This window comes from Citrobacter sp. Cpo148 (assembly GCF_030332375.1).
GTDB classification, from domain to species: domain Bacteria; phylum Pseudomonadota; class Gammaproteobacteria; order Enterobacterales; family Enterobacteriaceae; genus Citrobacter; species Citrobacter portucalensis.
This window is the reverse complement of record NZ_JAOWHY010000041.1, coordinates 25,880-39,145: the sequence shown is the minus strand read 5'-3', so window position 1 is coordinate 39,145 and position 13,266 is coordinate 25,880. Positions and strand designations below refer to the sequence as shown.

Genomic DNA, 13,266 nt, shown 5'->3' with positions numbered 1-13,266 from the left:
CCCGCCACCCTTAAGGTTAATCGGCTAAACGCGCCAGCAATAAATCACCTGATGAGGAGACTGCGCTTACACGCGCCTCTCGACCTTGCGCCTGGTATTCAATGTGTATTTCGACGTCCGGGTCTGGCAGTACACCTTTACCTTGTTGCGGCCATTCCACCAGGCAGATGGCATCATTGGCAAAATAATCGCGGATCCCCATAAATTCCAGCTCCTCTGGGTCCGCAAGTCGGTATAAATCGAAGTGATATACCATCAAGTTATCGAGTGAATAGGGTTCAACCAGCGTGTAGGTGGGGCTTTTTACATTACCTTTATGACCTAACGCCTGCAGAAATCCCCGGCTGAAGGTGGTTTTACCCGCCCCCAGGTCGCCGTACAAATATATAACCGTCGCGCCGTCACAGGCTTTGGCTACCCGCAGTCCCAGGTCTAAAGTCGCCTGCTCATCAGGTAGTGGAATTACTCGATTCATCATGATAAACGTCAATCACATCAGGGTTAACAATACGCTGTAGCGTGGTAAAGAGATCCGTCGCCAGCATGCCGCGCGTACCAAAACGCGCCGCCAGCACATCCGCCGCCGCTCCGTGCGCTACACATCCCGCACATGCTGCATCATACGGGGTAAGCTTCTGTCCGAGCAATGCGCCAATAATACCGGAAAGCACATCCCCCATTCCGCCGCTGGCCATCCCGGCATTGCCGGTATCAATAATACCCAACTCCGCCTGTTCAGCAGCAACAACCGTACCCGCGCCTTTCAGCACCACCACGCCTCCGTACCGTTTTACCAGACGTTGTGCACAAAGTAAGCGATCGTCTTCAATTTCTGCAATGGAACAACCCAGCAGTCGCGCGGCTTCACCTGGATGCGGCGTGATCACGCGATTGTGACGTTTATCGGGGTTGATTGCCAGCAGGTTCAGCGCATCCGCATCCCAGAGCATCGGTTTGCGAAAATTCTCCACTTTTTGCAGCGCTTTTTTGCCCCACTCCTGCTGACCAAGCCCGGGGCCTATCACCACTACATCCGCCCACGCCAGGCTCTCTTCCAGCGTCTGCGGCGTCAGCGCATCGACCATCAGTTCCGGTCTGGCTGTCAAAATAGGCGCAATGTTTTCACTGCGCGTCAGCACTTTGACCAGCCCGGCACCTGCTCGCAGCGCGGCTTCCCCGGCCATGCGTATTGCGCCAGCCGTACCGTGGTCACCGCCGATAATCACCAGCCGCCCGTGGGAGCCTTTGTGCGAGGTGGGTCGACGCGGCGTTAGCCAGTGCGCAAGCTGTTGAGCATCAAAACGTTGTATTGGCGCATTCTGCCCCGCCAGCCAGTCGCCCAGCCCAAGTGCGTTAACATGCAGACGCCCGGTGACATCGCGCGCTTTACCGGTGAGCAGGCCCGGCTTGAGTGCAATAAAGGTAATGGTATGCGCTGCGTTGATGACCGCGCCCGGCGTCGCTCCCGTCTGCGCCAGCAGGCCGGAGGGAATGTCTATCGCCACAGTGGGGGCTGGGTGAGAATTAGCACATTCAATCAATACCGAGAGAGACTCACGCGGCGCATGTTTTAAGCCAGTGCCTGACAGCGCATCAATAATGACATCCACGTTATTTGGCCAATTGATATCCGCCGCGTGAATGACGCCACCAGCGTTAAGCCAGGCATCACGTGCCTGCTTCGCCTCCTCGGGGAGCGGTTTGTCACTTTCCTGCGCCAGCAACGTAACTTCAAGACCCAGCGCTTTGGCAAGTCTTGCCACTACGTAACCATCACCGCCGTTGTTGCCATGACCACATAGCACCAGCCAGTGCCGGGCATTCGGATAAGCCTCACGAGTGACCTGAAATGCCGCCTCTCCCGCCCGTTGCATGAGTTCGTACAACGTCAGCCCTAAACTGTCTGCCGCCTCTCGCTCCATCCGCCTGATGTCATCGGCGTGCCAGATGGAGTGTGGTATACTTGCGGGGTTTTTCTTCATTGTATGGTCCGTCATGTCAGAGCCCCTCGATCTCAATCAGTTAGCGCAAAATATTAAGCAGTGGGGGCTGGAGCTTGGCTTTCAGCAGGTCGGTATTGCCGATACCGACCTCAGCGAAGCGGAGCCCAAACTGCAGGCCTGGCTGGATAAACAATACCACGGCGAGATGGACTGGATGGCCCGTCACGGCATGATGCGCGCCCGACCTCACGAATTATTGCCCGGTACGCTACGTGTCATCAGCGTACGTATGAACTATCTTCCTGCCAATGCGGCCTTCGCCAGCACGTTGAAGAATCCTTCTCTGGGTTACGTCAGCCGTTACGCGCTGGGGCGCGACTACCATAAGCTGCTACGTAACCGCTTAAAAAAGCTGGGAGAGATGATTCAACAGCACTGCGTTTCGCTGAATTTTAGACCTTTTGTCGATTCTGCGCCCATTCTTGAGCGTCCGTTAGCGGAAAAAGCCGGGCTTGGCTGGACAGGTAAGCACTCACTTATCCTCAATCGCGAAGCCGGTTCATTTTTCTTCCTCGGGGAATTACTGATCGACTTACCCTTGCCGATCGACCAACCAGTAGAAGAAGGATGCGGGAAATGCGTCGCCTGCATGACCATCTGTCCCACCGGGGCCATTGTTGAACCCTATACGGTGGATGCGCGCCGCTGTATCTCTTATCTCACTATCGAACTGGAAGGCGCGATCCCGGAAGAATTTCGTCCATTGTTAGGGAATCGAATTTACGGCTGCGATGATTGCCAGCTCATTTGCCCGTGGAACCGCTATTCACAGTTGACGGCAGAGGATGACTTCAACCCGCGCAAGCAGCTTCATGCTCCGGAGTTAATAGAGCTGTTTCGCTGGAGCGAAGCGTGGTTTTTAAAAGTCACGGAGGGGTCTGCCATTCGTCGTATTGGCCACCTGCGCTGGCTGCGAAATATCGCCGTTGCGTTGGGCAATGCTCCCTGGAATGAAGCCATTCTTCGCGCACTGGAAAGTCGCAGAGGTGAGCACCCACTTCTCGACGAACACATAGAGTGGGCGGTTGCTCAGCAATTTGAGAAGCGAAATGCCTGCGTAGTTGAGGTGCAGCTACCGCAGAAACAACGTTTGGTCAGGGTCATTGAGAAGGGTCTGCCGCGCGACGCTTAAGTCATCCACAGCTTGTGTATAAAAATAAAAACACATTGATATTCAAGAGGGAAAAAATCGTCAAGTGATCGCATTAACAATTTGCAATGATAATTAAATTAATAATTTCAAATAGTTAAAATGATACTATTCACCCGGCGAAGTTTTTTGCATTCCAGGAATAATACCCGAACCTGTGGATAAGTCTGTTTACAAGAGTATGTCAATGACGAAACAAAACGTCCCCAACGCGATTATTCGTTGTGGATATTTTTATTGGGGTAAGAATTTGGAGCGGGAAACGAGACTCGAACTCGCGACCCCGACCTTGGCAAGGTCGTGCTCTACCAACTGAGCTATTCCCGCTTAATCTTCGTCTTTCGAACCACTACTGCGTTGGCTGCCTTCATTCGCCTGAGTCACTTACTTCAGTAAGCTCCTAAGGACTCATTCAGTTGCCGCCTTGTCGCAATTCGAAATCCTGCGATTTGGTGGTCTGTGCTTAACAAGCACTTTCAAATTTTGGAGCGGGAAACGAGACTCGAACTCGCGACCCCGACCTTGGCAAGGTCGTGCTCTACCAACTGAGCTATTCCCGCTTGGGTGTGTCTTTGCTTAATAAGCATTTTCAAATTTTGGAGCGGGAAACGAGACTCGAACTCGCGACCCCGACCTTGGCAAGGTCGTGCTCTACCAACTGAGCTATTCCCGCAAATCTGTACTGCTTTTGTTGCTGTCGTAATTCGCATTTCTGCGTCGTTACGGGAGGCGCATTATACGAGAAATCCGTTTAGCTGCAACCCCCCTGAAAGCGTTTTTTTCGAAAATTCGTTCAAGTGATTAATTTGCAATCAAGCTGAACAATTTAGCGTCAAAAAAACGGTGGCGCAAGCCACCGGAGAACAAAATCAAAGATTAATAAAATGTTCGCGATAGTAAGCAAGCTCAGCAACAGATTCACGAATGTCGTCCATCGCCTGATGTGTTCCCTGCTTGGTGAAGCCCGCGAGGATTTCCGGCTTCCAACGACGCGCCAGCTCTTTGAGCGTGCTGACGTCCAGATAGCGATAATGGAAATACGCCTCCAGCTCCGGCATGTATTTAAACAGGAAACGACGATCCTGCCCGATGCTGTTGCCGCAGATAGGTGATTTCCCTTCCGGAACCCACTCTTTCAAAAAAGCCAGCGTGGCCAGTTCAGCTTCACGATCGCCCATGGTGCTCGCCTTCACGCGCTCCACCAGCCCGCTACCGGTATGCGTACGTACGTTCCAGTCATCCATTAATGCCAGCTGTTCGTCGGACTGGTGCACCGCAATTGTCGGTCCTTCAGCCAGAATATTCAGGTTGGCATCCGTCACCAGCGTGGCGATCTCAATAATGCGATCGCGCTCGGGATCCAGACCTGTCATCTCCAGATCGATCCAAATCAGGTTGTTTTCATTGGCACTCATGCTATTTTCCACCCTTCAGCGTCACATTCAGTGTGACTACATTGATCTAAAATTGTGTGTATCATAAATGTTTTGCCCATCATGGGCGACCAGGAGCCAGTCCGATTGAGTAAGAATAAACTCTCCAAAGGCCAACAGCGCCGTGTGAACGCCAATCACCAGCGTCGTCTTAAAACGTCCACGGAGAAGCCCGACTACGACGACAACCTGTTTGGCGAAACCGCTGAAGGCATCGTTATCAGCCGTTTTGGCATGCATGCCGACGTAGAGTCTGCTGACGGTGAAATTCACCGCTGCAACATCCGCCGTACAATTCGCTCGCTGGTTACTGGCGATCGCGTAGTCTGGCGCCCGGGTAAAGCGGCAGCTGAAGGCGTGAATGTCAAAGGTATCGTTGAAGCGGTACACGATCGTACCTCAGTACTGACACGCCCCGACTTTTACGACGGGGTAAAGCCTATTGCCGCCAACATCGACCAGATCGTTATTGTCTCAGCCATCTTACCCGAGCTGTCACTCAATATTATCGACCGGTATCTTGTAGCCTGCGAAACGCTACACGTTGAACCGATTATCGTGCTGAATAAGATCGATCTGCTGGATGATGAAGGCATGGCCTTCGTTAACGAACAGATGGATATCTATCGCAACATTGGCTATCGGGTGTTGATGGTATCAAGCCGCACAAAAGACGGCCTGAAACCGCTTGAAGAAGCATTAACCGATCGCATCAGCATTTTTGCCGGTCAATCGGGCGTAGGTAAATCCAGCCTGCTCAATAATCTCCTCGGCCTGCAGGAAGAGATCCTGACCAATGATGTCTCTGACAACTCCGGCCTTGGACAGCACACCACCACGGCCTCTCGCCTGTATCACTTCCCGCACGGCGGCGACGTTATCGACTCCCCTGGCGTACGTGAGTTTGGACTGTGGCATCTGGAGCCGGAACAAATCACGCATGGCTTTGTCGAATTTCATGACTACCTGGGCCATTGCAAATACCGCGACTGCAAGCATGATACCGATCCAGGCTGCGCTATCCGTGAGGCTGTAGAAAAAGGGGCCATAGCCGAAACCCGGTTTGAAAATTATCACCGCATCCTGGAAAGCATGGCGCAGGTAAAAACGCGTAAAAACTTTTCTGATACAGACAACTGACAACTAAGCTAAGCATCGCTAGAATCGTCCCCCTTTTTTCAGGATCCGGCCCGTATGCCGGATTGGGAACAAATTATGGCCTGGAGGCTACCTTGTTAAACTCATTTAAGCTTTCGCTACAATACATTCTGCCGAAACTATGGCTCACTCGCCTGGCGGGTTGGGGTGCGAGCAAACGAGCGGGATGGCTGACCAAACTGGTTATCGATCTGTTCGTGAAATATTACAAGGTCGATATGAAAGAGGCGCAAAAGCCGGACACCGCCAGCTATCGCACCTTCAACGACTTCTTTGTTCGCCCGCTGCGCGATGATGCTCGCCCGATTAATACCGATCCAAACGTACTGGTCATGCCCGCTGACGGTGTGATTAACCAGTTAGGCAACATCGAGGAAGACAAACTGCTGCAGGCTAAAGGGCACAGCTATACCCTTGAAGCGCTGCTGGCTGGCAACTATCAGATGGCGGACAAATTCCGCAACGGTACGTTTGTAACCACTTACTTGTCTCCACGCGATTACCACCGTGTACACATGCCGTGTAACGGTATCCTGCGTGAAATGATGTATGTGCCGGGCGATCTCTTCTCTGTAAACATCCTGACTGCGCAAAACGTACCGAACCTGTTTGCCCGCAACGAACGTGTAATCTGTCTGTTTGATACCGAATTTGGCCCGATGGTGCAGATTCTGGTCGGCGCGACCATCGTCGGCAGCATTGAGACCGTATGGGCTGGCACCATTACCCCACCGCGTGAAGGCGTCATCAAGCGCTGGACCTGGCCGGAAGGCGAAAGCGAAGGGTCGGTGGCGCTGCTGAAAGGTCAGGAAATGGGCCGCTTTAAGCTCGGTTCCACCGTCATCAACCTGTTCGCACCTGGCAAAGTTAACCTGGTTGAGCAGTTGCAGGATCTGTCCGTGACCAAAATCGGCCAACCAATGGCCATCTCAACCGAGACTTTCGTGACGCCAGAGGCAGAACCGGCCCCGCTGGCGAAAGAAGAGATCGAAGCAGAACACGACGCCAGCCCGCTGGTTGACGACAAAAAAGACGAAAGTTAAACATAGGAATCGCTGCTGTGCGCCTGATTATCACTTTTCTGATGGCCTGGTGCCTCAGCCTGGGGGCGTACGCTGCGACGGCCCCCGATGCCAAACAACTCACCCAGGAACTGGAGCAGGCAAAAGCGGCAAAACCTGCTCAGCCAGAAACCGTCGAGGCGCTCCAGTCCGCGCTGAATGCCCTTGAGGAGCGTAAAGGCTCTCTCGAGCGTGCCCAGCAATATCAGCAGGTTATTGATAACTTCCCCAAGCTGTCCGCAACGTTACGCGCGCAGCTTAGCAACCTGCGTGATGAACCGCGCAATGTGCCAACCGGACTCACTACCGATGCGTTAAACCAGGAGATCCTCCAGGTTAGCAGCCAACTGCTGGAAAAGAGTCGTCAGGCCCAGCAGGAGCAGGATCGCGCCCGGGAAATCGCCGACTCGTTAAGCCAGCTTCCTCAACAGCAAACCGATGCCCGCCGCCAGCTCAATGAGCTTGAGCGACGCATTGGTACCGCCAACGGTAATTCCGCACAGAATCAGGCGATGCAGGCTGAATCCGCCAAACTTAAAGCCCAGGTCGATGAACTGGAGCTGGCGCAGCTTTCCGCCAATAACCGTCAGGAACTGGCGCGTATGCGCTCCGAACTGGCGGAAAAACAGAGTCAACAACTCGACGCTTACCTGCAGGCTTTGCGCAACCAGCTTAACAGTCAACGTCAGCGTGAAGCTGAGCGAGCGCTGGAAAGCACTGAACTGCTGGCGGAAAACAGCGCGGGACTGCCGGAAGGCATTGTCGACCAGTTCAAGGTAAACCGCGAGCTGTCTCAGGCCTTAAACCAGCAAGCACAGCGTATGGACCTGGTCGCTTCGCAGCAGCGTCAGGCCGCCAGCCAAACGCTGCAGGTGCGTCAGGCATTGAATACGCTGCGAGAGCAGTCTCAGTGGCTTGGGGTTTCAAATATGCTGGGAGAAGCGCTGCGAGCGCAGGTATCCCGTTTACCGGAAATGCCCAAGCCTCAGCAGTTGGATACCGAAATGGCGCAGCTTCGCGTACACCGCATGCGCTATGAGGATCTCCTCAACAAACAGCCGCAGCTGCGTCAAATTCATCAGGCCGATGGACAACCTCTCACCGCTGAACAGAGCAGCATCCTCAACGCCCAGCTACGCACCCAGCGTGAGCTGCTGAACTCATTGTTGCAGGGCGGCGATACGCTGATCCTTGAGCTGACCAAGCTCAAAGTTTCCAACAGTCAACTGGAAGATGCGCTAAAAGAGGTCAACGAAGCGACGCACCGCTACCTGTTCTGGACGTCAGACGTTAGCCCTATCTCCCTCTCCTGGCCTGTCGACATCGTTCAGGATCTGCGGCGTCTGATCTCATTAGATACGTTTAATCAGTTGGGCAAAGCCAGCATCATGATGCTGACCAGCAAAGAAACGCTGCTACCGCTGTTCGCGGCGTTGGTGTTAGTTGGCTTTAGCCTCTCTTCGCGCAAGCACTTCACCCGTTTCCTTGAACGCTCGTCCGCGCGGGTCGGGAAAGTCACCCAGGACCACTTCTGGCTGACAATACGCACGGTATTCTGGTCAATACTCGTCGCTTCACCATTGCCAGTGTTGTGGGCAACGCTCGGTTACGGATTGCAGGAAGCCTGGCCTTATCCGTTGGCTGTCGCGATCGGCGATGGCGTTACCGCCACGGTGCCCATGCTGTGGGCGGTAATGATCTGCGCCACCTTTGCACGCCCCAACGGTCTGTTCATTGCCCACTTTGGCTGGCCGCGGAACCGCGTCGCGAAAGCTATGCACTATTACCTGATGAGCATTGGGCTGATTGTCCCGCTGATCATGGCGGTGATTATGTTTGATAACCTCAATGACCGGGAATTCTCCGCCTCACTGGGACGTCTGTGCTTTATTCTGATTTGCGGTGCGCTGGCGGTCGTAACCCTGAGCCTGAAACGCGCCGGGATACCGCTGTACCTCGATAAAGAGGGCAACAGCGATAACATGGTCAACAGCATGCTGTGGAATATGCTGATGGGTGCGCCGCTGATTGCCATTCTCGCCGCGGCAGTAGGCTACCTCGCCACGTCACAAGCCCTGCTGGCACGTCTGGAAACGTCTGTAGCGATTTGGTTCTTATTACTGGTGGTGTATCACGTTATCCGCCGTTGGATGCTGATCCAGCGCCGCCGCCTGGCGTTCGACCGCGCCAAGCATCGACGCGCTGAAATGCTGGCGCAGCGCGCGCGGGGCGAAGAAGAACCACCGCATTCCACCAGCCTTGAAGGCGCGATTGACGTTGATGAAAGCGAAGTGGATTTGGATGCTATCAGCGCGCAATCGCTGCGCCTGGTGCGTTCTATCCTGATGCTTATCGCCCTGCTCTCGGTCATTGTACTGTGGTCAGAAATTCATTCCGCTTTCGGCTTCCTGGAAAACATCTCGTTGTGGGATGTCACCTCCACGGTTCAGGGCGTGGAAAGCTTAGAACCGATAACGCTGGGCGCGGTGCTTATCGCGATTCTGGTATTTATCATCACCACCCAGTTAGTGCGCAACCTACCCGCACTGCTGGAGCTGGCACTACTGCAACATCTGGATTTAACCCCCGGCACCGGTTATGCCATCACCACTATCACTAAGTATCTGCTGATGCTGATTGGCGGTCTGGTTGGCTTCTCGATGATCGGTATTGAATGGTCCAAACTGCAATGGCTGGTGGCGGCTCTCGGTGTCGGTCTGGGCTTTGGTTTGCAGGAGATCTTCGCCAACTTTATTTCCGGCCTGATTATCCTGTTTGAAAAACCAATCCGCATTGGCGACACGGTGACGATTCGCGATCTTACCGGTAGCGTGACGAAGATTAATACCCGTGCCACCACTATCAGCGACTGGGACCGTAAAGAGATCATCGTGCCCAACAAAGCCTTTATCACCGAACAGTTTATCAACTGGTCGTTATCCGATTCCGTTACCCGTGTGGTGTTAACCATCCCGGCACCGTCGGAGGCGAACAGCGAGGAGGTTACGCAGATCCTGCTGACTGCCGCACAGCGCTGTTCGCTGGTTATCGATAATCCGGCACCTGAAGTCTTCCTGGTTGACCTGCAGCAGGGGATTCAAATCTTCGAACTGCGTATTTATGCCGCAGAAATGGGGCATCGCATGCCGCTGCGCCATGAAATCCACCAGCTAATTCTGGCAGGCTTCCGCGAGCACGGTATTGATATGCCGTTCCCTCCGTTCCAGATGCGTCTGGAGAGCCTCGGCGGTAAGCAAACAGGGAGAACGTTAAGTTCTGCGGGCAGAGGCAGTCGCCCGGCGGGTAGTTTGTAACGCACAATGCAGGCAAGAAATGCCGGATGGCGACCCGTTGGGTCTAATCCGGCCTACGGGTCTGCAATTAACCTGTAGGCCCGATAAGCTTGCGCCATCGGGCATTTCATCGCCGACCACAGACATTTTCGGGCTTAATATGCGTCCGGATCGGCAACAGGCAATAAACGCCAGATGGCCTTTATTCCACCGCCCACTCAGGCTCGTTGGTCGTGCGACGGCTGTAGTTCTGATAAATCGCCATCGCCAGCAGTGAGAAGAAGATCGGACCGCCGGTCATCCACAGTGCGCTGTTCCAGTCTCCGGCTTCAATTACCGGCTGGATGATGGTGAACACGTTGGCAAACGTCACCACCAGCACGACCACTCCCGTTGCCAGCAGCGTCGCCACTCGGGTTTTAAAGACAACAAACGGCCTTTCCAGACCCGGACGGGATTTAAAGAACGGAAACGCCAGCGCCAGGAACAGATATGGCAGCGTCATCGAGACATTCGCCATCAGCGTCAGTTTGTTATAGAACGCTGAAGCCGTATCGCCACCAAATGAAACCAACAGGATAAACAGGCTCACCAGCAGGCACTGTAACCACATTGCCGTCGTCGGCATCCCTACGGCATTCAGTTTGGTCATCGGCGCGGGCCACAACGCCTTCGGCGTGCCCTGAATAATCGCTTTCAGCGGTGAGTAGCTGAGGGTGAAAAAAGCGCCGGTATAGGCAAGGAACATGGAAAGCCCGGTAATACGTGCAAACCATACGCCCATCACCATTGCGGCATCAGGGGAAAGATGTAGCGCGTTACCCAACGTCATTCCGAGGCTTTTCATCAGGATATAGGTAATATTCCCGAGGTTAACTGAGCTATTACTTAATACCTGCTGCCAGTTGGTGCTAACGCCCCATAAAAAGATGGCCAGTGAATAACCAACAGAAATGACAATAGCGGCAAAGACAATACCTTTAGCAAAGTTCTTTTCTGGTTTTTCTGTTTTATCAACCAGTCCCCCCACAGCTTCAATTCCGCCGTAAGCAAAAATGGCAAACACAACAAATGACAACATTGCCAGTCCAGACTGATATCCTGGATTAGGCGAAGAGATGAAATTAATATCCTGTGCAAAGTGGCCACCAGTTAATAACAAAATAGCGACACTCACTAACAACAGAACTAAATTAAGACACATTACGGCAATTCCACCTACAGCCGTAATACGCGCAATCTTATTAATACCCCGGGATGCCACGCAGGTCACCAGGATCATCCAACCGACTGCGAGCAGTCCGACAACCTGCGTAGGCTCAAGCCCTGCAATACGCCAGTGCTGCGTCATGTCTGCGCCAAACAAGAAGGTTGAAAAAGGTACCCAGACTTTCGCCGCAGTACTAACCATCCATATCACATAAGAAGAAAACCACATAAACGTGCCGATAAACGCATAGCGTGGTCCAACGCTATTATTCATCCACGAATAGATTCCCCCCTCTTCTTTCCGATAGGCAGAACCCATTTCCGCCATCATTAAAGCAAATGGAATAAAGAATAATAATGCAGAAAATATATACCACGGTATTGCACTATACCCCATTAAATAGAACGCGGAGGGGCTATTAGCAAAACCGAAAACTGACGTAAATATCATGAGAATGAGACCTATCAGGCTCATCTTTTTTATTGTTTGGGTCATTAAACCATCCCTTACTCTGGCAAGCGTTTAACAAACGCCGCTCACCGGTTGGCACTGCTCTCTTTGCAGAGTTCAGCGATAAAAAAAACAACACAGAATTGATACCTAAACGATATCAAATATCCAGGTGTAAATTGTGGCTATTAGAGGGGAAATGAAAAAATATGCTACAAAGTGGCGATTAAGCCACCACTTTGTATTGCAGAAGAGTAAGTTATGCGCGATCGACGGTAAATGCGATTACCTCGGCCAGGCTCTCTGCGCCCAGCGCCAGCATCACCAGACGGTCAACGCCCAGCGCCACGCCTGAGCAATCCGGCATGCCGACTTTCAGCGCTTCCAGCAGGTTGGTATCGATAGGTTGCTGTGGTAAGCCTCGTGCGGCACGTTTGCGGTTATCCTGTTCAAACCGCTGCTGCTGTTCGCGCGCGTCGGTCAATTCATGGAAACCATTCGCCAGCTCAATACCTTTGTAATAAACCTCGAAACGTTCAGCCACGCGGTGATCTTCGGTACTGATTTGCGCCAGTGATGCCTGGCTGGCCGGGAAATGATACACAAACGTCGGCTTGTCTTTACCAATATGTGGTTCAACACCCATCGTAAACAGCAGTTGCAGTAAGGTATCCCGGTCTTCTTCGGTATCAGCGATATTGCTGAGATCCAATTTCGCCGCCACTTCCCGCAGTTGGGTTTTATCCGCAGACAGCGGGTCAATCTCCAGATGGCGCTGGAAGGCCTGCTGGTAAGAAAGGCTTTCCGCAGGTGAGCAGTCCAGCACCTGCTGGAGCAAATCATCCACTTCATTCATCAGGCGATACATATCGTAGTGCGGACGATACCACTCAAGCATGGTGAATTCAGGGTTATGATGGCGCCCCATCTCTTCATTACGGAAGCTGCGGCACAGTTGATACACCGGGCCGCATCCTGCCACCAGCAGGCGCTTCATATGGTATTCAGGGCTGGTCATTAAATAGAGATTCATTCCCTGGGAGTGTCCAGGGCCAACGAAACGCGTTTCGAACGGGAACAGGTGGATGTCCGTTACCGTTGCCTGACTCATACAAGGGGTCTCAACCTCAAGCACGCCACGATCGGCAAAAAAGCGGCGAATCTCCGCTATAATTGCTGCACGTTTCAACAGATTGGGGATGGACGCGCTCGGCTGCCAGGTTGCCGTTTCGCTCATGGTTGTTTCTCCGATTTATGACAAGGGCACGAAGTCTACTCGTATCGCGCTAACGAGACAAATTTCAGGCAGCACTAATCATCACTGGCAATTGGATAAAAAAAGCGACTTAGGGTGGTTTAGTAATTAAATTAATCAAATTCAATGATAATTCCCCCCTATGACACGCTAAAAAAATCGAACACGTCAAATTTCCCGCACATCCCTAAGACTATACTATTGTACCTATAAAGGAGCAGTGGAAACGCGTTCATAACCTGTTTGAAGCCGA

General features: G+C 52.8%; 9 protein-coding genes and 3 tRNA genes. 4 read left to right on the top strand and 8 right to left on the bottom strand.

All coding sequences use genetic code 11. The features are described from left to right. Positions 1-16: 16 nt before the first annotated feature. Both tsaE and nnr read right to left on the bottom strand, forming a co-directional pair. Positions 17-478 carry a tRNA (adenosine(37)-N6)-threonylcarbamoyltransferase complex ATPase subunit type 1 TsaE gene (gene tsaE, locus OGY10_RS06060; protein ID WP_008786002.1) on the bottom strand — a complete coding sequence of 154 codons (462 nt, stop codon included), beginning with the start codon at positions 476-478 and terminating at the stop codon, positions 17-19. Further along, positions 450-1,997, bottom strand: a complete 1,548-nt coding sequence (gene nnr, locus OGY10_RS06055; protein WP_153753864.1) for a bifunctional ADP-dependent NAD(P)H-hydrate dehydratase/NAD(P)H-hydrate epimerase — start codon at positions 1,995-1,997, stop codon at positions 450-452. Before nnr ends, tsaE begins: the two co-directional genes overlap by 29 nt. Here nnr and queG point away from each other — a divergent pair. Then, positions 1,996-3,135 (top strand): tRNA epoxyqueuosine(34) reductase QueG, encoded by a 1,140-nt coding sequence (gene queG, locus OGY10_RS06050; protein ID WP_286576448.1) that lies wholly within the window; start codon positions 1,996-1,998, stop codon positions 3,133-3,135. The genes nnr and queG overlap by 2 nt on opposite strands. A 269-nt stretch (positions 3,136-3,404) precedes the next feature. Here queG and OGY10_RS06045 read toward each other — a convergent pair. From OGY10_RS06045 to orn, 4 genes are all read right to left on the bottom strand, one after another. Next, positions 3,405-3,480, bottom strand: a tRNA-Gly gene (locus OGY10_RS06045). 157 nt (positions 3,481-3,637) lie between these two features. Beyond that, a tRNA-Gly gene (locus OGY10_RS06040) sits at positions 3,638-3,713 on the bottom strand. 37 nt (positions 3,714-3,750) lie between these two features. Next, a tRNA-Gly gene (locus OGY10_RS06035) sits at positions 3,751-3,826 on the bottom strand. 196 nt (positions 3,827-4,022) lie between these two features. Next, the gene (gene orn, locus OGY10_RS06030) at positions 4,023-4,568 is read right to left on the bottom strand and encodes an oligoribonuclease (RefSeq protein WP_020996267.1); all 546 of its coding nucleotides are present in this window, start codon (positions 4,566-4,568) and stop codon (positions 4,023-4,025) included. Positions 4,569-4,673: 105 nt separating this feature from the next. Between orn and rsgA the strand changes: the two genes are divergently transcribed. The 3 genes from rsgA to mscM all read left to right on the top strand — a co-directional run bounded on the left by rsgA (position 4,674) and on the right by mscM (position 10,119). After that, positions 4,674-5,726 carry a small ribosomal subunit biogenesis GTPase RsgA gene (gene rsgA / locus OGY10_RS06025; protein ID WP_170974257.1) on the top strand — a complete coding sequence of 351 codons (1,053 nt, stop codon included), beginning with the start codon at positions 4,674-4,676 and terminating at the stop codon, positions 5,724-5,726. 92 nt (positions 5,727-5,818) lie between these two features. Next, positions 5,819-6,787, top strand: a complete 969-nt coding sequence (gene asd, locus OGY10_RS06020) for an archaetidylserine decarboxylase (protein WP_048212901.1) — start codon at positions 5,819-5,821, stop codon at positions 6,785-6,787. Positions 6,788-6,804: 17 nt separating this feature from the next. Beyond that, positions 6,805-10,119 (top strand): miniconductance mechanosensitive channel MscM, encoded by a 3,315-nt coding sequence (gene mscM / locus OGY10_RS06015; RefSeq protein ID WP_008785996.1) that lies wholly within the window; start codon positions 6,805-6,807, stop codon positions 10,117-10,119. A gap of 181 nt (positions 10,120-10,300) precedes the next feature. Here mscM and yjeM read toward each other — a convergent pair whose 3' ends face one another. Next, a complete protein-coding gene (gene yjeM / locus OGY10_RS06010) occupies positions 10,301-11,803 on the bottom strand; it encodes a glutamate/gamma-aminobutyrate family transporter YjeM (RefSeq protein ID WP_198802538.1) in 1,503 nt (500 codons plus the stop codon). Between the two features lie 214 nt (positions 11,804-12,017). Then, positions 12,018-12,995, bottom strand: coding sequence for an elongation factor P--(R)-beta-lysine ligase (gene epmA, locus OGY10_RS06005; RefSeq protein WP_003830517.1), 978 nt, complete (start codon positions 12,993-12,995; stop codon positions 12,018-12,020). Between the last annotated feature and the right edge of the window lie 271 nt (positions 12,996-13,266).